We start from the raw sequence: 19,537 nt of genomic DNA on the forward strand, positions 1-19,537 counted from the left end.
CCCCGGCCCGGCCTGCAGGGGAATGCGCCAGGCTTGTGAAGCCGGCGGGCCACGCCATGCCCCTCATGGACCACGACGAATTGCAGGCCTGGCTCAGGCTGACGCTGTCGCGCGGCGTAGGCAATGCCGCCGCGCGGCTTCTGCTGGCCCGCTTCGGCCTGCCGCAGGCCATCTTCGGGCAATCGGAAGCAGCCTTGCTGGAGTGCGTGACCCCGGCCCAGGCCAAGGCCTTGCGCGCCATCCCTCCCACCCTGGCGGACCTGGTGGAAGCCACCTGGGAATGGCTGCAGGATGCGCCCGAACCCGAAACTGCAGCCCGCACGCTGCTCACGCTGGGCGACGCCGGCTATCCGCGCACGCTCCTGAACACCGACGATCCCCCGCTGCTGCTGTACCTGATGGGGCCCGCTGCACGTCTGGCGTCCGAGCATCCGCTGGGCGAACGGCCTTGCCTGGCCGTGGTGGGCAGCCGCAATCCGACGGCCCAGGGCGCGGAGCATGCACGGCAGTTCGCCAAGTCCTTGCACGGCGCCGGCCTCACCATCGTCTCGGGCTTGGCGCTGGGGGTGGATGCGGCGGCCCATGAGGGTGCCCTTGAGAGCGCCGGCCTGGGCGAAGACCAACCCGCGACCATTGCCGTGGTCGGCACCGGGCTGGACCGGGTCTACCCTGCAGCCAACCGGGCACTGGCCCACCGCATCGCCCGGCAGGGACTGCTGGTGAGCGAGTACCCCCTGGGCACGCCACCGCTGGCCCCCAATTTCCCCAAGCGCAACCGCATCATTTCCGGGCTCTCGCAGGGCACGCTGGTGGTCGAGGCAGCCCTTGCCTCAGGCTCGCTGATCACCGCCCGGCTGGCGGCGGAGCAAGGCCGCGAGGTGTTCGCCATCCCGGGCTCCATCCACTCGCCCCAGTCCCGTGGATGCCACGCACTCATCCGACAGGGCGCCAAGCTGGTGGAGTCCGCCCAGGACGTGCTGGAGGAATTGAGCCTGCCCGCTGCGGCCGCCGCCCCGGCGGGCGCCTCGGGTCCGCAAGGCCTCGGGCGCGGGCATCCGCGGCAGGACAGCCCCCTGTTGCAAGCACTGGGATTCGACCCCATGGGCCTGGATGCCCTGCTGGCCCGCACCGGCATGGACGCGGCCAGCCTTCAGGTGCAACTGCTGGAACTCGAACTGGCGGGAAACGTGGCGCGCTTGCCTGGCGGACTGTTCCAGCGCATGGGAACAGCGTAGCCCGCACCAGGGGAGCCCCGCAGGCACTACTGCCGCGCCTGCAGATCAGCCCAGCAGGCGCTCCGGATTGGCGTCGAGCTTGGCCAGCGCGTCGCGCGTGGCACGGGTGGTGATGCCCTCTTCGTCCTGCGCCACCAGCAGGCCGGCCTGCAGGTAGGCAGCCAGACGCCGCAGCTGGATCAGGTAGCTGCTGCCATCCACCGCGGCGAACAGGTGCAGCTGCTTGCGCTGGCTCTGCCAGGCGTACTGCACCTGGGCCGATGCCCCGTTGTGGTCCAGCGTGTACCAGGTGCCGGGCTTGAGTTCCTGCGCCCAGACGACCATGCCCTCGTCCACCGGCGCACCGTTGTCGGCCACGACATGGATCGACGAGGCGTCGATGCCCAGCATCATCTCGATGTTGTCGGCATTGAGCGGCATGTCGCCCAGCGTTGCATCGCTGATGAAATCCTCGAGATTGGCCAGGCGCTTGGCCATGGCCTCGATGTGCGCCTGCGGGATCGATGCGGTCTTGGACAGGAAGGCATCGGCCAGCGTGTCGGTGAGCGTCTTGATCAGGGCGTCCTGCGGGGCGTCATGGATGCCCATCAGCGCCAGTCCCTGGCGCAGGCGCTGCAGCAAGCCGGGCAGGTTCTGGATGACCTGCGCCCGGTCGCTGCGGTTGGGCTTGGCGCTGGCGGCCCACACCAGGTCGGCGGCCGTGCGCTTCAAGGTGATGGTGTCGGCATGCTGGGCGCCATCGCGCACGGCCGACAGGGCCAGCACCTCGGCCCAGGTCTTGAACAGGAACTCGCGGATCTCGTCGCGCACCGGCATGTCCTTGAGCATGGTGCGCATCTCGATCGTGTACTGGATCGCCAGGGTTTCCTTCTGCTCGACCTGCTGGGCCACGCTGACCAGGCGCGAGGTGGCCTGCTTCTCGGTGAGGAACTTGGACAGGAACTTCTCGAACTCGTCGTAGACCAGCTGGAACACGCGGCGACCGGTCTCCGGGTACTGCTCGATCACCTGCACCACGCGGCGGATCTCGGCCTCCAGGGCGCTGCCATTGATGCTGGTGGAATCGAAGCCCATCACGCAGGCACCCATGCGGTCGATCAACTGGCGCGCAGGGTGGTCCAGGTTGCTGAAGAACTCGGGCTCGGCCAGGGCCACGCGCAGCACCGGCACCTGCAGGCGCGCAAACCACACGCGCACGGCAGGCGGGATGCGGTCTTCGGCCAGAATGCTCTGGAACATCAGGGCCACCACCTCGATGATGGCTTTTTCACCTGCGGTGGAGGCCTTGTTCTTGAACTCGGTGGAACGCTCGCGCACGGTACCGGCCAGTTGCACCACGGCAGCCGGGCTGTAGTCTTCCATGAGCGTGGCCACACCGCTGTAGTAGGTGTCCGCCTGGACGCGCTGCGCCGACAGCGCATGGGCCAGGGCCGCAGAGGCCGGCGGCGCCTTGACCATGTCGAAGCCCGTGGCGGGCTGGGTGAGCAGCCGGCGCAACTGGCCCATGACACCCTGTGCGCGCTGGCGCGCGCGGATCAGCGGCGTCATGCCGGTCGCAAAGCCCATGCCCATGCCGCCGCCGCCGGGGGCCATGGGATAGCCCGGGCCTGGCGGCATATAACCCCCTTGCATGTGCTGGGGCTGCATCTGCTGCGGGTACATGCCCGCGGCCGCCGCCTGGCGACCTGCCGCAATCGCCTCGCGCGACTGTGCCAGCGCCTGCGACGCCAGGCCTGCCGGACCGGAATCGCCACCGCCCGGTGCGCCGCCACCGCCACCGCCCCCGGTGCGCCGCACGCGCGAGCGCAGGTCGGACTGCACTGCCACACCCTGCTCCACATAGAAGGCATTGGTGGCCTGGTACTGCTTTTGCAGCACGTTCGCCAGTTCCCGCTGCAGGGGATCCACCACGGTGAGCAGGTCGGTGCGCGGCAAACCCGCCTCCACCCACTGCTGCACCAGCAGCAGGCAGATGGTTTCGGGGCGCAGGATGTCGCTGCTGTCTATCTCCTGCCCCTCCAGCGACTGGGTGCGCTGGCGCAGCGCATCGAAGTGCTGCCCCGCCTGCTCGGCCACGGTCAGCGCCATGCGCGAGGCGACGATCTTGTTTTCCACCACATCGTCGCTGAGCAACTCGAACGACAGGCTGAGGTTGTTGCCGCCCGCTGCGGTCAGCCCCGAGCGCGCGCTGGTGTGGGGCGCCAAGGCCTCCTGCCATGCCTGGCTGGTGGCCGATACCCACTTGGCATGGTGCTGCTGGTAGAGCATCCAGGTGTCGCGGCGGGACTGCATCTCGCGCGCGGTGCCGGTCTGCGCGATCAGCACGCCCAGGAAATCAGCGACGGCCTTGTCCACCTCCGCCAGCCCTGCGCAGAGCCCCTCGACAAACCGCTGGCGCGCCAAGCGTGCCAGGCGGCGCTGCGGTGAGGGGGCAGGGGAGTTTTGCATGCGCCAATATTAGCGGTTCAGACGGCGGCCCCGGCGTTGGGATCGTTGGGATCGCCGTCCTTTTTGGTAGTGGTCTTGATCAGGTCTTCGCGCTTGACGCCCAGCCACATGGCAATCGCCGCGGCCACGAACACCGACGAGTAGATACCGAACAGGATACCAATGGTCAGCGCGAGAGCAAAGTAATGAAGGCTCGGGCCGCCGAAGAAGAACATCGACAGCACCATCGCCTCGGTGGACGCGTGGGTGATGATGGTCCGGCTCATGGTGCTGGTGATGGCGTGGTCGATCACCTCGTGCGTCGTCATCTTGCGGTACTTGCGGAAGGCCTCGCGGATCCGGTCGAAGATCACGACCGATTCGTTGACCGAATACCCCAGCACGGCCAGCACGGCCGCCAGCACCGACAGCGAGAACTCCCACTGGAAGAATGCGAAGAACCCAAGGATGATCACCACATCGTGCAGGTTGGCGATGATGGCCGCGACCCCGAACTTCCACTCGAAGCGAAAGGCCAAGTAGATCATGATGCCCACCACCACCATCGCCAGCGCCATCAGGCCACCGTGCACCAGTTCCTCGCCCACCTGCGGTCCGACGAACTCGGTGCGGCGCAGCGTGACCTCCGGGTCGGCAGACTTGAGCGCAGTGAGCACCCGCTCGCTCTGCTGGGCCGAAGTCACGTCCTTCTGCACGGGCAGGCGGATCATCACGTCGCGAGCGGAGCCGAAGGTCTGCACCTGCACGTCCGGGTAGCCCAGCGCCGACACCGTCTCACGCACCTTGGAGAGCTCGGCCGGCTGGCTGTAGGCCACTTCCATGACCGTGCCGCCCGTGAACTCCACCGACAGGTGCAGCCCGCGCGTGAGCAGGAAGAACACCGCCAGCGCGAAAGTGATGAAGGAGATCGCGTTGAAGATCAACGCGTGCTTCATGAAGGGGATGTCTTTTTTGATGCGGAAAAATTCCATGGCCGCTGTCCTTTAGTTCGTTTTGGCCACGGAGGTACCGTCGGCGTCAGGTTTCCAGACCTGTCCGATGGACACGCTCTTGAGCTTCTTCTGGCGCCCGTACCACAGGTTCACCAGGCCGCGCGAGAAGAACACGGCAGAGAACATGCTGGTCAGGATACCGATGCAGTGCACCACGGCAAAGCCGCGCACCGGGCCGGAGCCAAAGGCGAGCAGCGCCAGGCCGGCGATCAGCGTGGTCACATTGGAGTCCAGGATGGTCGCCCAGGCGCGCTCGTAGCCCGCATGGATGGCCGCCTGCGGCGACAGGCCGGCGCGCAGCTCCTCGCGGATGCGCTCGTTGATCAGCACGTTGGAGTCGATGGCCACGCCGATGGCCAGCGCCATGGCGGCGATGCCGGGCAGCGTCAGCGTGGCCTGCAGCATGGACAGCACTGCCATCAGCATCAGCACGTTGACCCCCAGCGCAATGCTGGAGAACACGCCGAACAGCATGTAGTAGAAGCACATGAAGGCCGCGATGGCCGCCAGGCCCCAGACCACGCTGTGGATGCCGCGCTCGATGTTGTCGGCACCCAGGCTCGGGCCGATGGTGTATTCCTCAATGATTTCCATGGGCGCGGCCAGCGAGCCGGCGCGCAGCAGCAGCGCCGTGTCATTGGCTTCCGCCGTGGTCATGCGGCCCGAGATCTGCACCCGGCCGCCACCGATTTCACTGCGGATCACGGGGGCCGTGACCACTTCACCCTTGCCCTTCTCGAAGAGCACGATGGCCATGCGCTTGCCGATGTTGTCGCGCGTGATGTCGCGGAAGATGCGCGAGCCCTTGGCGTCCAGCGTGAGGTTCACGGTGGGCTCCTGGGTCTGGCCGTCGAAGCCGGGCTGGGCATCGGTCAGGTTCTCGCCGGTCAGGATGACCTGCTTCTTGACCACCACGAGCTGGCCGTTGCGCTCGGGGTAGCGCTCGGAGCCGAACGGCACCGGGCCGCGGCCCGACTCGGCCGATCGGGCTTCGGTGCCCTCGTCGACCATGCGCACTTCCAGGGTGGCTGTGCGGCCCAGGATGTCCTTGGCCTTGGCCGTGTCCTCCACCCCAGGCAATTGCACGACAACACGGTCCAGGCCCTGCTGCTGGATCACCGGCTCGGCCACGCCCAGCTCGTTGATGCGGTTGTGCAGGGTGACCATGTTCTGCTTGAGCGCCTGCTCCTGCACGCGGCGCGTGGCCTCCGGCTTGATGGTGGCGCGCAGTTTGAATTCGCTGCCATCGGGCACGCTCGTCGTCACCAGGTCGGGGAACTGGTCGCTGACCAGGTTGCGGGCGGCCGTGACGGCAGCTTCATCGCGCAGGCGTACTTCGACGGCCTGGCCATCGCGGCTGATGCCGCCATGGCGGATGTTCTTGTCGCGCAGCGCGGTGCGCAGGTCGCCGGCATACGACTCGGCCTTCTTGGTCAGCGCCGCCTGCATGTCCACCTGCAGCATGAAGTGCACGCCACCGCGCAGGTCCAGCCCCAGGTACATGGGCATGGCACGAATGGAGGTCAGCCACTTGGGCGACAGCGAGATGCGGTTCAACGCGACCACATAGGAGGGGTCGGACTCATCGGGCACCAAGGCCTTCTGAATGGTGTACTTGGCCTTTTCCTGGTCTTCCTGCTTCTCGAGCCGCGCACGCAGGGAAGCTCCCTCCAGGCTCACAGAGGCCGTCGGGACTTCTGCCGCTTTGAGCGCCTCTTCCACCCGCTGCTGCAGCGCAGCATCCACCTTCACGGAAGACTTGACGGCAGACACCTGCACAGCAGGTGCCTCGCCAAAGAAATTGGGCAGGGTATACAGGGTCCCCACCAGCAGCACGATCACCAGGATCGCGTACTTCCACACCGGATATCGGTTCATGATCGCGCTCTTGCCTCTTGGAAAGCTTCAGGGGGCGCCGCCCGCACGGGCCGGGGCGCCCCGGATACAGGGGGCTTTGCGGCCTTACTTGACCGAGCCCTTGGGCAGGACCTGCACCACGGCACTGCGCTGCAGCTGGATTTCGACGCCGCTCGCGATTTCCAGGTGCAGGAAGCCTTCGGACAGGCGCGTGACCTTGCCGACGATGCCGCCTGCGGTCGCCACCTCATCGCCCTTGGCGATGGCGTCGATCATGGCGCGGTGCTCCTTCTGCTTCTTCATCTGGGGGCGGATCATGACGAAGTACAGCACCACGAACATCAGCACCAGGGGCAGCATGCCGGTGAGCGAGGACATCATGTCACCACCGCCCGCAGCGGCGGCGGGAGCGGTCTGGGCAAAAGCAGAAGAAATAAACACGGACGAAACTCCACAACGGATGGTCAAAACACACTGAAAACCGCCTGCAGACAGCGCCTGCGCGCTCACCGGGCGGAACAGGACATTGTATGCGGCCCCCCGCCACGCCCCCAAGGGGTATGACCCAAGGTGGCAGCGGGTGTTTGTTGCCCTCCACAGAATGCCACCTCCGGCAAGCCTGCAAAGACTCGAAAGCTACACTTTCAATAGCAAAAAGCCCGCGCAAGCGCGGGCTCTCCGATCAAGGTGCGGCCAGGCCGCCCCACTTCAAGCGGCCTGGCGCTGCGTCTGCACCGCACCGCCCTGGCGCCATTGGGCCATCAGGCCAGCCCACTTGGGTCGGGCCGCAGCCAGGTGGCGCTCCTTCACATGGCCATAGCCACGGATCTCTTCGGGAATGCGCGCAATCTCCACGGCCAGCGCCAGGTTGTCGGCGCTGAGGCTCTGCAGCAGCTCGTCGAGGCAGGCGCGGTATTCCACGATCAGTGCGCGCTCCATGCGGCGCTCCTCGGTCTTGCCGAACAGGTCGAACGCCGTGCCGCGCAGGCCCTTGAGCTTGGCCAGCACGCCGAAGGCGCTGCGCATCCAGGGGCCGAAGGGCTGCTTGACCAGTTCGCCCCGGTCGTTCTTCTTGGCCGTCATGGGCGGGGCCAGATGGTGCACCAGCTTGTAGTCGCCCTCGAACATGTTCGCGATCTTGTCCGTGAAGGCCTTGTCGGTGTGCAGGCGCGCCACCTCGTACTCGTCCTTGTAGGCCATGAGTTTGAACAGGTAGCGGGCCACGGCTTCCGACAGGCGGGTGCCGGTACCGAGCTTGCCTTCGGCGGCGCGCACCTTTTCCACGAAGGCCGTGTACTCGGCTGCGTAGGCGGCGTTCTGGTAGCCCGTGAGGAAGTCGACGCGCTTGGACAGCATCTCGGTGATGGACGGCTTCTTGACGAACTCGATCACCTGCGCGGCCTGGAACAGCGACTGCACGGCCTTCAGGTCATGGGCGCAGCGGCGACCCCATTCGAAGGCTGCCTTGTTGTTGTCCACCTGCACGCCATTGAGCTCCATGGCGCGCATCAACGAAGCGAACGACAGCGGCACGCGGCCCTTTTGCCAGGCATAGCCCAGCATCAGCGGGTTGGTGTAGATGCTGTCGCCCAGCAGCTGGGTGGCCACCTGCTCGGCATCGAAACTGCCCACGCCACCGGCCCCCACGGCCGCCGCGATGGCGCTGTCGCAGTTGGCGCCCGGGAACTGCCAGTTGGGATTGGTCACGAAGGCCGCCGTGGGCGTGCCATGCGTGTTGAGCGCCACGAAGGTGCGGCCCGGCTGCATCACGGCCAGCGTGTACTTGTGCGCCGCGACGATGGAGTCGCAGCCGATCACCAGGTCGGCCTTGGCGGTGTCGACCTTGGTGGTGTAGATGGCCTCGGGGCGGTTGGCGATCTGGATGTGGCTCCAGGTGGCGCCGCCCTTCTGGGCCAGGCCGCCGGCGTCCTGGGTGATGACGCCCTTGCCGTCGAGGTGCGCTGCCATGCCCAGCAGCGAGCCGATGGTGATCACGCCCGTGCCGCCCACGCCGCCGACCACGATGCCCCAGGCCGCTTCGGCCACGGGCAGCACCGGCTCGGGGATGGCCGGCAGGCTGGCCAGGTCGCCCTTCTTTTCCTTCTTGGGCTTCTTGAGCTTGCCGCCTTCCACCGTGACGAAGCTCGGGCAGAAGCCATTCACGCAGGAGTAGTCCTTGTTGCAGGTGCTCTGGTTGATGCGGCGCTTGCGGCCGAATTCCGTCTCCACCGGCTCCACGCTCAGGCAGTTGGACTTGGTCGAGCAGTCGCCGCAGCCCTCGCACACCAGGTCGTTGATGACCACGGTCTTGTCGGGCGTGGCCAGGGTGCCGCGCTTCCTGCGGCGGCGCTTTTCGGTGGCGCAGGTCTGGTCGTAGATGATGACCGTGCAGCCCTTGATCTCGCGGAACTGGCGCTGCAGCGTGTCGAGTTCGTCGCGGTGGTGCACCGTCACGCCCGCGGCCAGCGCCACGCCGTCGTACTTCTGCGGTTCGTCGGTGACGATGATGAGCTTGACCACGCCCTCGGACTTGAGGCTGTTCATGATCTGCAGCACCGAGTGGCCCTCGGGCCGTTCGCCCACCTGCTGGCCGCCGGTCATGGCCACGGCGTCGTTGTAGAGCACCTTGTAGGTGATGCTGGTGCCGGCCGCAATGCTCTGGCGGATGGCCAGCAGGCCGCTGTGGAAGTAGGTGCCGTCGCCCAGGTTGGCGAACACGTGCTGGTCGGTGGTGAACGGGGCCTGGCCCACCCAGGTCACGCCCTCGCCGCCCATCTGCGTGAAGGTGGACGTGTTGCGGTCGGGCATCCAGTTGGCCATGTAGTGGCAACCGATGCCGGCCACGGCGCGCGAGCCCTCGGGCACACGGGTGCTGGTGTTGTGCGGGCAACCGCTGCAGAACCAGGGCGCGCGCTCGCCGGTTTCCACCTTGAGCTCGGCCATGCCGCGCTCGCTCGCCTCGATGACGGCAATGCGCGCATCCATGCGGGCGATGATGTCGCTCGATACACCCATCTTTTTCAGGCGCTTGGCGATGGCCTTGGCGATGATGGCCGGCGTCAGGTCGGCCTTGGCGCGCAGCAGCCAGTTCTGGCTGGGGTTGGGCATGGACCATTCGCCGCCCGTGGCATCGCCCTCAGGCTCGTCGAACTTGCCCAGCACGTGGGGGCGCACGTCGGCGCGCCAGTTGTACAGCTCTTCCTTGAGCTGGTACTCGATGACCTGGCGCTTTTCCTCGACCACCAGGATCTCCTGCAGGCCCTGGGCGAAGTCGCGCGTGATGGTGGCCTCGAGCGGCCACACCACGTTGACCTTGTGCACGCGGATGCCGAGCTGGCGGCAGGTGTCGTCGTCCAGGCCCAGGTCCACCAGGGCCTGGCGCGTGTCGTTGTAGGCCTTGCCGCTGGCGATGATGCCGAAGCGGTCGTTCGGGCCTTCGATGACGTTGTAGTTGAGCCTGTTGGCGCGGATGTACGCCAGGGCCGCATACCACTTGTAGTCCATGAGGCGCGCTTCCTGCTCCAGCGGCGCATCGGGCCAGCGGATGTGCAGGCCGCCGGGCGGCATCACGAAGTCCTCGGGCATCACGATCTTCACGCGATCGGGGTCCACCGAGATGCTGCTCGAGGACTCGACCACCTCCTGGATAGTCTTCATGCCCGACCACACGCCCGAGAAGCGGCTCATGGCAAAGGCGTGCAGCCCCATGTCCAGGATTTCCTGCACGCTGCTCGGGAAGAACACCGGCGTGCCGCAGGCCTTGAAGATGTGGTCGCTCTGGTGGGCGGCCGTGCTGCTCTTGCTGATGTGGTCGTCGCCCGCAATGGCGATCACGCCGCCGTGCTTGGCGGTGCCGGCCATGTTGGCGTGCTTGAACACGTCCGAGCAGCGGTCCACGCCCGGTCCCTTGCCGTACCAGATGCCGAAGACACCGTCGAACTTCTTGGACTGGGGGTACAGGTCGAGCTGCTGCGTGCCCCAGACCGCCGTGGCGCCGAGTTCCTCGTTCACCCCGGGCTGGAAGACGATGTTGTTGGCCGCCAGGTGCTTCTTGGCCGCCCACAGGGACTGGTCGTAGGTGCCCAGGGGCGAGCCGCGGTAGCCGCTGATGAAGCCGGCCGTGTTCAGCCCCTCCATCGCATCGCGCTGGCGCTGCAGCATGGGCAGACGAACCAGGGCCTGCACCCCGCTCATGAAGGCCCGCCCGCTATCCAAAGCGTATTTGTCGTCGAGCGTGACGGTCTCGAGGGCCTTGCGGATGTGCTCGGGCAGGGGTGCATTCATGGCTATGTCTCCATTGGCTTTTTTGTGGGGTGCGCCCCTTGTGGGGGCGGTGGATCACGGCGCTGTCACCCGTTTAGGGCGGCACCTCCAGTGTGGAGACAAGTGTATGCCCGCGTCGCTGATATGTCTTTGCGTTGTGTGCCGTGTTTGGGCTATTCTGAGAAAGGATCTTTCTTGATATGGCCATTTTGTGAACACTCTCGACAAATTCGACATTGCCATCCTCAACGAGCTGCAGACCGATGCCCGTCTGACCAATGCCGAGCTGGCCCAGCGCGTGGGCCTGTCGGCCGCGCCCTGCTGGCGCCGCGTGCGCGCGCTGGAAGAAGAGGGCTTCATCAAGGGCTACCGCGCCGAGATCGACCGCAACAAGATCGGCCTGGGGGTGCTGGCCTTCGTGCGGCTCGACGCCGACCGCAGCACCGGCAACCTCACGCGCGAGATGGAGGACGCGATCGCCAAGATCCCGGAGGTCGTGGCCTGCCACTACATCAGCGGCACCGGCACCTTCGAGCTGCAGGTAGTGGCGCGTGACCTGGAGAGCTTTTCGCAGTTCGCACGCAATGTGCTGCTCAACCTGCCGAACGTGAAAGACATGCACACCAGCTTTTCGCTCGGCGAAGTCAAGGCCAGCGGGGCACTGCCGCTCACGCACCTGGCCCGGACGAGATGATGACGCTACTTATTTTGTAGCAATTTGCGTTTTATGGACATGCGCCAGGGCCTATTTTGGCCGGATATCGGCGCTGACACGCCGCTGCGCACAGCGGCTGGGACGATGCCCGATGCCCGACCCCCTGCAAGGTAACAAGGCGTTCGGGCGTGGACTCACCACAGGGTGTGCTGTATAAGCCTGCGACGCCACAGCACAACCACCGCGGAACCACCCAGCTGCCGCGCGCACCCTCTCCACGACCGGGGTGCTTTGTCGCAATGCTCAGGGGTTGCGCGTTGGCCGGTGGGGCTAAAAATACGATGGCTTCTTTGGTACAGGCCGGCGGCCTGTCGAAGGAAGTCCCAAAGAGGGAGCGAGCGGCATGATCATCTGGGGCATTTTTTGGGGCGCGGTGCTGGGTTCCTGGTTTGGCGGCCATGGCGATTTCGGACCGTTCGTCGGCGCCATCCTGGGCTTCTTTGCCGGGCTGTCGTTGCGCTGGGCGGTGCGCTCCGCTATCCGTACCGAGTTGCAGGCGCAGGCCGCGAAGGCTGTCGCCCCGCCCGCTGCGGCGGCGCACGCGGCGCCCACGGCCGAAGACCGGGCACAGGTGGCCTCGCCCTCACCGCCGCCCCCGCCGGTGACCCTGGACAAACGCCCAGACGCTGACGATCCGTTCTGGACTGGCGAACTCACGCCGCACGGCCTGCCGCCCGTCCCGACCTCGGCCTCCACCTCGTCGGCTTCGGTGCCTCCCGGCCCCGATGTACTTCGCCAGCCCGCCCCACCCAACCCCTTGGAGCAGGCCGTGCTTGCCGCCAGGAACTGGTTGCTGGGCGGCAACACCATCGTGCGGGTAGGCCTGGTGATTTTGTTCATTGGCCTGTCCTTCCTTGCGCGGTATGCCGCTTCGGCCGGGCTGTTGCCGGTCGAATTCCGCCTGGCTGCAGTCGCGGCGGTGGGCATTGCGCTGCTGGTGGTGGGCTTCCGCAAGCGCGCTGACAAGCCCGCTTTTGCGCTGGCCCTGCAGGGCTGTGGCGTGGCGGTCATGTACCTCACCGTGTTCGCCGCCTTCCGGCTCTACGGGCTGCTGCCACCGCTTTATGCCTTCGGTCTGATGATCGCGGTCTGCGCCGCCAGCTGCGCGCTGGCGCTGCTGCAGGACTCGCGCGCACTTGCCGTGGCTGCGTTTGCCGGTGGCTTTGCCGCACCCATCCTGCTGTCCACGGGTCAGGGCAGTCATGTGGGCCTGTTCAGCTACTACACCCTGCTGAACCTGGCCATTCTCTTCATTGCCCACAAGCGCTCCTGGCGCATGCTCAACGTGGTGGGCTTTGTCGCCACCTTTGGCGTCGCCTCGGCATGGGGTGCGCTCAAGTACCAGCCCGAGAACTACGCCAGCACGCAGCCCTTCCTTGCGGGCTTTGTGCTGATCTACCTTTGTGCTGCCATCCTCTATGCCCGCAACACACCCACCAAGCTGGGCAATGCCGTCGACACCATGCTGGTCTTCGGCACGCCGCTGGTGGGTTTTGGTCTGCAGGCCGGGCTGGTACAGCCTTTTGAGCTGGGCGCCGCCTTCTCCGCAATGGCCTTTGCCGCGCTGTACCTGGTGACAGCGACAGTGTTGGCGCGCCGCGCGCTGGACAGCTGGCGCCTGCTCGTCGAATGTTTCATTGCCGTTGGCGTGGGCTTTGCCACACTTGCCGTGCCGCTGGCGCTGGACGCTCAATGGACATCTGCGGTCTGGGCGCTCGAAGGCGCAGGCGCTTTCTGGGTCGGCATGCGCCAGGCCCGCTGGATGCCGCGCGCCTTCGGGCTTGTGCTGCAGGTCGTGGCCATGCTGGCGTTCCTGGGCAGCACCTCCAGCATCTCGCCGCTGCCGCTGGTCAACCCTGCCTTCCTGGGCGCGTTACTGATCGCGCTGCCCTCGCTGCTGCTGGCCTGGTGGCTGCGCCAGCCGCTGCCGCACAGCGGCTCAGCCTGGGCCCGGGGTTATGCGGGTGTTGAGGCGCGGCTGTCCAACCCGGCCTATCTCCACGGCTTTGTGTTCTGGTGCCTGGCCTGGCTCATGGAAATCACGCGGCGTGTGCCCGGCCTGGAAGCGGGCCAGTGGCCCACGTCGGTGTTCTCCGAACAGGTGACCGGGCTGCTGGCCATGCTGGCCGTCGTGCTCAGCGCCGCGCTGTCGATGGTGCTGGGCCTTCGCACGCGCTGGGCAGTGGCTACCTGGCCGGCGCGCGGCACCATTGCCGTGCTGGCGCTGGGGTTGGTCGTGCAGGTGACCGACGGCTACCGTGTGCTCGCCACCCCGGCCTGGGCCGTGTGGCCCGTCGTGCTGGCGCTGCATGTGTGGATGCTGCGGCAGACGGACCGCCTGCAGGTGGCGGCCGATGTGGATGGCAAGCCGGGTGCGCCCACTCCGCTTGTTGGCTGGTTCCATGCCGCCACAGCGTGGCTGGTGACTTTGCTGCTGGCCGACTGCCTGTGGTCCGGCATCGGCAAGGCTGAGCTGTGGCGTACCTCTTGGGCCGGTGTGGTCCTGCTGGTCAGCGCCATTGCGGTGTTGATGCTGCTGGCGCTGTGGGCGGGTCGTGGCAACCGGCTGGCAGCGCGTGCAGCGCTGCCTTGGCCGCTCAACCCGCATGCCGAGGCCTACTACTGGCTGGCGGCCCTGCCCCTGGCGGTGATGGTGTTCTGGGGCGCGCTGTTGGCGGCAGTGCATTCGTCAGGCCACACCGCGCCGCTGCCCTACATTCCACTGCTCAACCCCACCGACCTGACGCTCGCGCTCGCGTTGGGCGGCCTGGTGTTCTGGCGGCGGGTACTGCTTTCGGCGCTACCGCTCCCGGCCCGCTCGGGCTGGATCACCGGGCGCCATGCGCTGCTGGCGTTGGCGCTGCTGGCGTTCATCGTGATCAACACCGTGTGGTTGCGTGTGGCCCACCACTTCTTCGGCGTGCGCTGGGATGCGTCGGCGCTGTTCGACAGCTTCGTGGTGCAGACCGGTTACGCCATCCTGTGGACGCTGCTGGCGCTCAGCATGATGGTGCTGGCGCACCGGCGCGTGCAGCGGCCGCTGTGGCTGGTGGGCGCGGGCCTGCTCGGCGGGGTGGTGGTCAAGCTGCTGCTGATCGACCTGTCCAATGCCGGCGGTGCCGAACGCATCATTGCCTTCATCGCCGTGGGTGTGCTCATGCTGGTGGTGGGCTACTTCGCGCCGTTGCCGCCCAAGGCGGCTGCCCTCGCGGAGCCTGCTGCGCCGCCGCTGGCGCCATCGCAACAAGAAGCACACCCATGAAGCCTGTCGCTCTGAACCTGCCCCTGGCGCTGGCCGCTGCCGCCCTGTCCCTGTGTGCCGGTGCGGCCCACGCGGTGACCGATGCCAGCAAGCCTGCGGCCTACGCCATTCGCATTCCCGTGACGCTTGCGGCCGATGCGCCGCTGCAGCGCATCCTGCTGCCCGCCGAGGTGCTGGTGCGCCTGCAAAGCCCGGGCTACGCCGACCTGCGCCTTTTCAACGGCCTGGGCCAGCCCGTGCCCATGGCACTGACCGGTGTGGCGGCGGCCAGCGCCCCCGAGGAGTCGGTGACCTTGCCCGCTTATCCCATCCTGGGCGCTGCCAGCGCGGGGACGGCAGGGCTGGAAGGCCTGTCGCTGCGCATCGAGGAGCGCCAGGGCCAGCGCGTGGTGCAGATCGACAGGGCCGGCACTGCAGGTCCTGCAGCCACACAAATCGTGCGGGGCGCGTTGCTCGACGCGCGCGATGTGCAACTGCCCGTGGCCCGCATGGCTCTGGACGCGGATCTGCCAGCAGGCCAACCCGTGACGTTCCAGGTGCAGGCCAGCAAGGACCTCAAGCACTGGCATCCACTGGCCGAGACCGTGCTGTACCGTGCCGACGCTGCGATGGCACCCACGGCACCAGGCCGCCTGGGCAGCGAGCAGATCGACCTGCAGCGCGCCGACCTCAAGGACCACTACCTGCGCGTGACCTGGGGCGACGCTGCCGTGACCTTGCGCGGTGTCAAGCTGGCTACCTCGACCAAAACGGGCCCGCGCGAGCGCGTCAGCGCCAGCATGGCGGTGCCGCCACTGGGCAACAACCCACGCGAGCTGGTGTTTGCGCTGCCGTTTGCTACGCCAGTCGCCGCGCTCCAGATCAAGCCGCCCGGCAACAATGTGCTGATCCCTGTGCGCGTGCTGGGCCGCAACCACCGCGAGCAGCCCTGGTCGCCGCTGGCGAGCGCGGTGGTCTACACGATGACCATGGAAGGCAAGGAGCAGGCCAGCGGCCCCATCGAGCTGGGCGGCGCCTCGGTGCGCGAGATCAAGATCGAAGCCGACCCCAAGACCCCCGGCTTTGCCGCCGCGCCCGAGATGGCGCTGCAATTCGAGCCCGCGCAGCTGGTGTTCCTGGCCAGCGGGCAAGGGCCCTTCACACTGGCGGCTGGGCTGCCCGGCGCCAGCGCGGCGACGAGTGCCTTCCTGCCCCTGGCCAGCCTGGTGCCGGGCTACCAGCCCGCTCAGGAGGACCAGTTGCCCATGGCGCTGGCCGATGTGGCCCGGGCCGACATCACCGGTGGCAAGCCCGAAGACAGCGCGCGGGTGCCTGCTGCGGCCGCCAGCGGCGGCATCTCCACGCGCAGTGCCGTGCTGTGGGGCGTGCTGCTGGCGGGCGTGGGGGCGCTGGCGCTCATGGCTTGGCTGCTGCTGCGGCAGACCAGGCGGGCGGGCAACCACGCACCGGCTGAGCCCACCGATGCGGTGTGAAGGAGTACTGGGGGGAAGGGACAGGCCTGCAGTCGGCTATTTGGCGCTGACCGGCCACGACCACTCCAACCGTCGCACAATGTGCAGACATGCCACCATTGCCGTCCCACGAAAGCACCCGCAGCGTCGCGCCCGAATCCGCCCCCACCAGCGCGAGGGCTGAAGCCGCGCAGGGAACCACGGAAGAAACCACGGCCGCCCAGCCCGGTCCGACCTCCGAGCAGCGGGCCTCGCTGTCCACCCTGGCGCCGCTCTCGGTGCCCGTGTTTCGCATGCTCTGGCTGACCTGGGTGGCGGCCAATACCTGCATGTGGATGAACGACGTGGCGGCCGCCTGGCTGATGACCTCGCTCACCACCTCGCCCATCCTGGTGGCGCTGGTGCAGTCGGCATCCACCCTGCCGGTGTTCCTGCTGGGCCTGCCCAGCGGCGCGCTGGCCGACATCCTGGACCGGCGCCGCTACTTCATGGCCACGCAGTTCTGGGTGGCCGCCGTGGCGCTGGTGCTGTGCGCGACGGTGCTGGCCGGCGGCATGACGGCGCCGCTGCTGCTGGCACTGACCTTCGCCAACGGCATCGGGCTGGCCATGCGCTGGCCGGTGTTTTCCGCCATCGTGCCCGAGCTGGTCAGCCGCGCCCACCTGCCCGCGGCCCTGGCGCTCAACGGCGTGGCCATGAACGCCTCGCGCATCATCGGGCCGCTGCTGGCCGGCGCCATCATCGCCAGCGCCGGCAGCGCCTGGGTCTTCGTGCTCAACGCCGTGCTGTCGGTGGGCTCGGGCCTTGTGATCATGCGCTGGAAGCGCGACCATGTGCCCAGCCCCCTGGGCCGCGAGCGCCTGCCCAGCGCCATGCGCGTGGGCCTGCAGTTCGTGCGCCAGTCGCCGCGCATGCGTGCCGTGCTCTGGCGCATCTCCATCTTCTTCCTGCACGCCACCGCCCTGCTGGCCATGCTGCCGCTGCTGGCCAAGGGCCTGGAGGGCGGCGGCGCCGGCACCTTCACGCTGCTGCTGGCCTCCATGGGGGCGGGCGCCATCGTGGCGGCGATGTTCCTGCCGCGCCTGCGCCAGGCCATGCCGCGCGATGTGCTGGTGCTGCGCGGCACCCTGCTGCAGGCGGCCGCCACCGGCGTGATGGCCGTGGCGCCCAATGTCTACGTGGCCGTGCCCGCGATGGTCGTGGGCGGCATGGCCTGGATCACCACGGCCAACTCGCTCAGCGTGTCGGCCCAGCTGGCGCTGCCCAACTGGGTGCGCGCGCGCGGCATGTCCATCTACCAGATGGCCATCATGGGCTCCACCGCCCTGGGCGCTGCGGTGTGGGGCCAGGTGGCCACGCTCACCAGCGTGCACACCAGCCTCGCGCTGGCCGCCGTCACGGGCACCATTGCCATGGTGGTCGTGCAGCGCCTGGTGGCCGACCGCAGCATCGAGGAAGACCTGAGCCCGTCCCAGGCCTTCAAGGCCCCCGTCGCGCCCACCCCGCCCGAACGCGGGCATGTGGTGGTCACCATCGAGTACGTCATCGACCCCGCGCGCGCCACCGACTTCCGCGCGCTGATGCAGGAAAGCCGCCGCAGCCGCCTGCGCCAGGGCGCTCTCTCGTGGCAGCTGCAGCACGACATCGCCGACCCGGCACGCTATGTGGAGCAGATCGAGGACGAATCCTGGACCGAGCACCTGCGCCGCTTCGACCGCGTCACCGCCTCCGACGTCGCCCTGCGCGAACGCAAGCTGGCCTTCCACCTCGGCGACGCCCCCCCCGTGGTCTCTCGCTTCGTGGTGGAGCGCTGAGCCCCGCCCACAACCGTCAAAACTGGCGCGCTCCAAGCCAGTGCCCCCGCGCAAGGGCCGCCCCGCCGCGAAGGCGGCGTATCCAGCGCTTGCGCTGGGGGCGTCCCCCTCCCGACTCGCGCAGCGAGACGAGAGAGGGGTGAAGGCGCGAAGCGACTCAGGGGGTGCTTACTGCCTCGGCCAGAGCACCCACAGGCGCAGGCCCTGCTTGAGCCGGCCGGCAATGTCGCCCGCCTCCTGGCCCCAGCCCGTGAAGTAGTCGGCCCGCACGGCGCCCAGGATGGCGCTGCCCGTGTCCTGGGCCAGCACCAGCCGGCTCAGCTGCACCTGCGGCCCGGTGGAGGCCAGCCACACCGGCGTGCCGTAGGGAATGCTCTGGCGGTCCACCGCGATCGAGCGGCCCGGCGTGAGCGCCACGCCCTGCGCGCCCTTGGGACCGAAGCCGGCCTCCATGCCGTCGAGCGCCTCTTCGCGGAAGAACACGTAGCGCGGATTGGCCCACAGCAGCTCATTGGTGCGCTGCGGGTTCTGCGCCAGCCAGGCACGGATGCCGGGCCAGGTGGCATCGCGCGTGGCGCCCTGGTCCAGCAGCCAGCGGCCCACGCTCTGGTAGGGCTGGTCGTTGGTGCCGGCATAGGCCACGCGCACCAGCGTGACCGAGCCGTCGGGCTCGGCCACGCGCAGACGGCCCGAGCCCTGGATGTGCAGCACCATCGATTCGACCGGATCGCGCAGCCAGGCGATGGCACGCCCCTGCAGCGCGGCCTGCGCCTCGGGCAGGGTGTCGATCTGCTGGCGCGTGTACCAGGGCTTGCGCGCACCATGCCCGGCCGGCAGCCGGTACACCGGCACGGTGAAGCCGTTGCCGGGCTGGCGCGCGGCATCGATCATGGGCTCGTAGTAGGCCGTGAGCAGGCCCTCGGGGTTGCCCTCGGGCGACTCCACGCGGTAGGGTTGCAGGCGCGCCACCATCCAGGCGCGCTGCTCCTCGGGCGTGGCGATGCTCAGCTGGCGCACCTCACCGCACAGCAGCGTGAACTGCGGTGCCGGGCGCTCGCAGCTCTTGATCCAGGCGTTCCAGGCCTCGTGCAGCGCGTCGTTGGCAAAGCCCGGCAGTTCGGCCCAGCGCACCGGGATCCAGCGGCTCTTGGGCTGGGCCATGGCGGACGGCAACGGGCCGTTGTCCCCGGGGACGAACACGGCGCCCGGCACGGGCGCAGGGGCTATGGCCGGGGGACGGGAGGGACTTGGGGCGGGTGCGGTGGAGCAGGCGGCCAGCGTTCCTACAATCAGCGCCGTCATCACAAGGCGCAGGAGTGTCAATTTCATGGGGCTGATTTTGCTTGAAGCGCTGCTCGCGCTGGTGGTGCTGGTGGCCATTGTCTGGTGGACCATGTTTTCGGGGCGCCGTGGCGGCGAGCTCAAGGCCCCCGAACCGGAGGGAGAAGAAGGCAAGAAGGCAGACACCCCGGCGCGCAAGGACTGAACCGAGCGCGGGGC

The 19,537-nt window shown here is 67.9% G+C and carries 12 protein-coding genes; 6 read left to right on the forward strand and 6 right to left on the reverse strand.

Features of this window, described 5'->3' with window-relative positions; all coding sequences use genetic code 11:
• Positions 1-65 precede the first annotated feature (65 nt).
• Positions 66-1,235, forward strand: coding sequence for a DNA-processing protein DprA (gene dprA, locus AC07PF_RS05175; protein WP_494611399.1), 1,170 nt, complete (start codon positions 66-68; stop codon positions 1,233-1,235).
• Between the two features lie 45 nt (positions 1,236-1,280).
• Here dprA and AC07PF_RS05180 read toward each other — a convergent pair whose 3' ends face one another.
• From AC07PF_RS05180 to AC07PF_RS05200, 5 genes are all read right to left on the reverse strand, one after another.
• Positions 1,281-3,683 (reverse strand): DUF1631 family protein, encoded by a 2,403-nt coding sequence (locus tag AC07PF_RS05180; RefSeq protein WP_494611089.1) that lies wholly within the window; start codon positions 3,681-3,683, stop codon positions 1,281-1,283.
• A 17-nt stretch (positions 3,684-3,700) separates the two neighbouring features.
• Positions 3,701-4,654, reverse strand: a complete 954-nt coding sequence (secF, locus tag AC07PF_RS05185) for a protein translocase subunit SecF (protein ID WP_007860359.1) — start codon at positions 4,652-4,654, stop codon at positions 3,701-3,703.
• Positions 4,655-4,666: 12 nt separating this feature from the next.
• A complete protein-coding gene (gene secD / locus AC07PF_RS05190; protein WP_145693902.1) occupies positions 4,667-6,553 on the reverse strand; it encodes a protein translocase subunit SecD in 1,887 nt (628 codons plus the stop codon).
• 84 nt (positions 6,554-6,637) lie between these two features.
• Positions 6,638-6,973: a preprotein translocase subunit YajC gene (gene yajC / locus AC07PF_RS05195; RefSeq protein ID WP_035206274.1), complete on the reverse strand. Its 336-nt coding sequence runs from the start codon at positions 6,971-6,973 to the stop codon at positions 6,638-6,640.
• A 267-nt stretch (positions 6,974-7,240) separates the two neighbouring features.
• Positions 7,241-10,816, reverse strand: coding sequence for an indolepyruvate ferredoxin oxidoreductase family protein (locus AC07PF_RS05200; protein WP_494611090.1), 3,576 nt, complete (start codon positions 10,814-10,816; stop codon positions 7,241-7,243).
• A 190-nt stretch (positions 10,817-11,006) separates the two neighbouring features.
• Here AC07PF_RS05200 and AC07PF_RS05205 point away from each other — a divergent pair, with 190 nt between their 5' ends.
• The 4 genes from AC07PF_RS05205 to AC07PF_RS05220 all read left to right on the forward strand — a co-directional run bounded on the left by AC07PF_RS05205 (position 11,007) and on the right by AC07PF_RS05220 (position 18,037).
• On the forward strand, positions 11,007-11,489 hold the full coding sequence (locus tag AC07PF_RS05205) for an Lrp/AsnC family transcriptional regulator (protein ID WP_007860363.1): 483 nt from the start codon (positions 11,007-11,009) through the stop codon (positions 11,487-11,489).
• 364 nt (positions 11,490-11,853) lie between these two features.
• A complete protein-coding gene (locus AC07PF_RS05210; RefSeq protein ID WP_494611091.1) occupies positions 11,854-14,772 on the forward strand; it encodes a DUF2339 domain-containing protein in 2,919 nt (972 codons plus the stop codon).
• Positions 14,769-16,244, forward strand: a complete 1,476-nt coding sequence (locus AC07PF_RS05215) for a DUF3999 domain-containing protein (RefSeq protein ID WP_494611092.1) — start codon at positions 14,769-14,771, stop codon at positions 16,242-16,244. Before AC07PF_RS05210 ends, AC07PF_RS05215 begins: the two co-directional genes overlap by 4 nt.
• An 89-nt stretch (positions 16,245-16,333) precedes the next feature.
• Positions 16,334-18,037 carry an MFS transporter gene (locus tag AC07PF_RS05220; RefSeq protein ID WP_494611093.1) on the forward strand — a complete coding sequence of 568 codons (1,704 nt, stop codon included), beginning with the start codon at positions 16,334-16,336 and terminating at the stop codon, positions 18,035-18,037.
• A gap of 168 nt (positions 18,038-18,205) precedes the next feature.
• Here AC07PF_RS05220 and mltA read toward each other — a convergent pair whose 3' ends face one another.
• Positions 18,206-19,432, reverse strand: a complete 1,227-nt coding sequence (gene mltA, locus AC07PF_RS05225; RefSeq protein WP_494611094.1) for a murein transglycosylase A — start codon at positions 19,430-19,432, stop codon at positions 18,206-18,208.
• On the opposite strand from mltA, the gene AC07PF_RS05230 reads away from it, so the two are divergent.
• Positions 19,365-19,523 carry a hypothetical protein gene (locus tag AC07PF_RS05230; RefSeq protein WP_007860374.1) on the forward strand — a complete coding sequence of 53 codons (159 nt, stop codon included), beginning with the start codon at positions 19,365-19,367 and terminating at the stop codon, positions 19,521-19,523. The genes mltA and AC07PF_RS05230 overlap by 68 nt on opposite strands.
• The last annotated feature ends 14 nt before the right edge of the window (positions 19,524-19,537 follow it).

The organism is Acidovorax sp. GW821-FHT10A04 (genome assembly GCF_059415825.1).

Bases quoted from the DNA above. Each gene is read 5' to 3' on its own strand.
- AC07PF_RS05220 (WP_494611093.1), top strand. From the start codon at position 16,334: ATGCCACCATTGCCGTCCCACGAAAGCACCCGCAGCGTCGCGCCCGAA.
- mltA (WP_494611094.1), bottom strand. From the start codon at position 19,432: ATGGTCCACCAGACAATGGCCACCAGCACCACCAGCGCGAGCAGCGCT.
- dprA (WP_494611399.1), top strand. From the start codon at position 66: ATGGACCACGACGAATTGCAGGCCTGGCTCAGGCTGACGCTGTCGCGC.
- AC07PF_RS05210 (WP_494611091.1), top strand. From the start codon at position 11,854: ATGATCATCTGGGGCATTTTTTGGGGCGCGGTGCTGGGTTCCTGGTTT.
- AC07PF_RS05230 (WP_007860374.1), top strand. From the start codon at position 19,365: ATGGGGCTGATTTTGCTTGAAGCGCTGCTCGCGCTGGTGGTGCTGGTG.
- AC07PF_RS05215 (WP_494611092.1), top strand. From the start codon at position 14,769: ATGAAGCCTGTCGCTCTGAACCTGCCCCTGGCGCTGGCCGCTGCCGCC.
- AC07PF_RS05180 (WP_494611089.1), bottom strand. From the start codon at position 3,683: ATGCAAAACTCCCCTGCCCCCTCACCGCAGCGCCGCCTGGCACGCTTG.
- secF (WP_007860359.1), bottom strand. From the start codon at position 4,654: ATGGAATTTTTCCGCATCAAAAAAGACATCCCCTTCATGAAGCACGCG.
- secD (WP_145693902.1), bottom strand. From the start codon at position 6,553: ATGAACCGATATCCGGTGTGGAAGTACGCGATCCTGGTGATCGTGCTG.
- AC07PF_RS05200 (WP_494611090.1), bottom strand. From the start codon at position 10,816: ATGAATGCACCCCTGCCCGAGCACATCCGCAAGGCCCTCGAGACCGTC.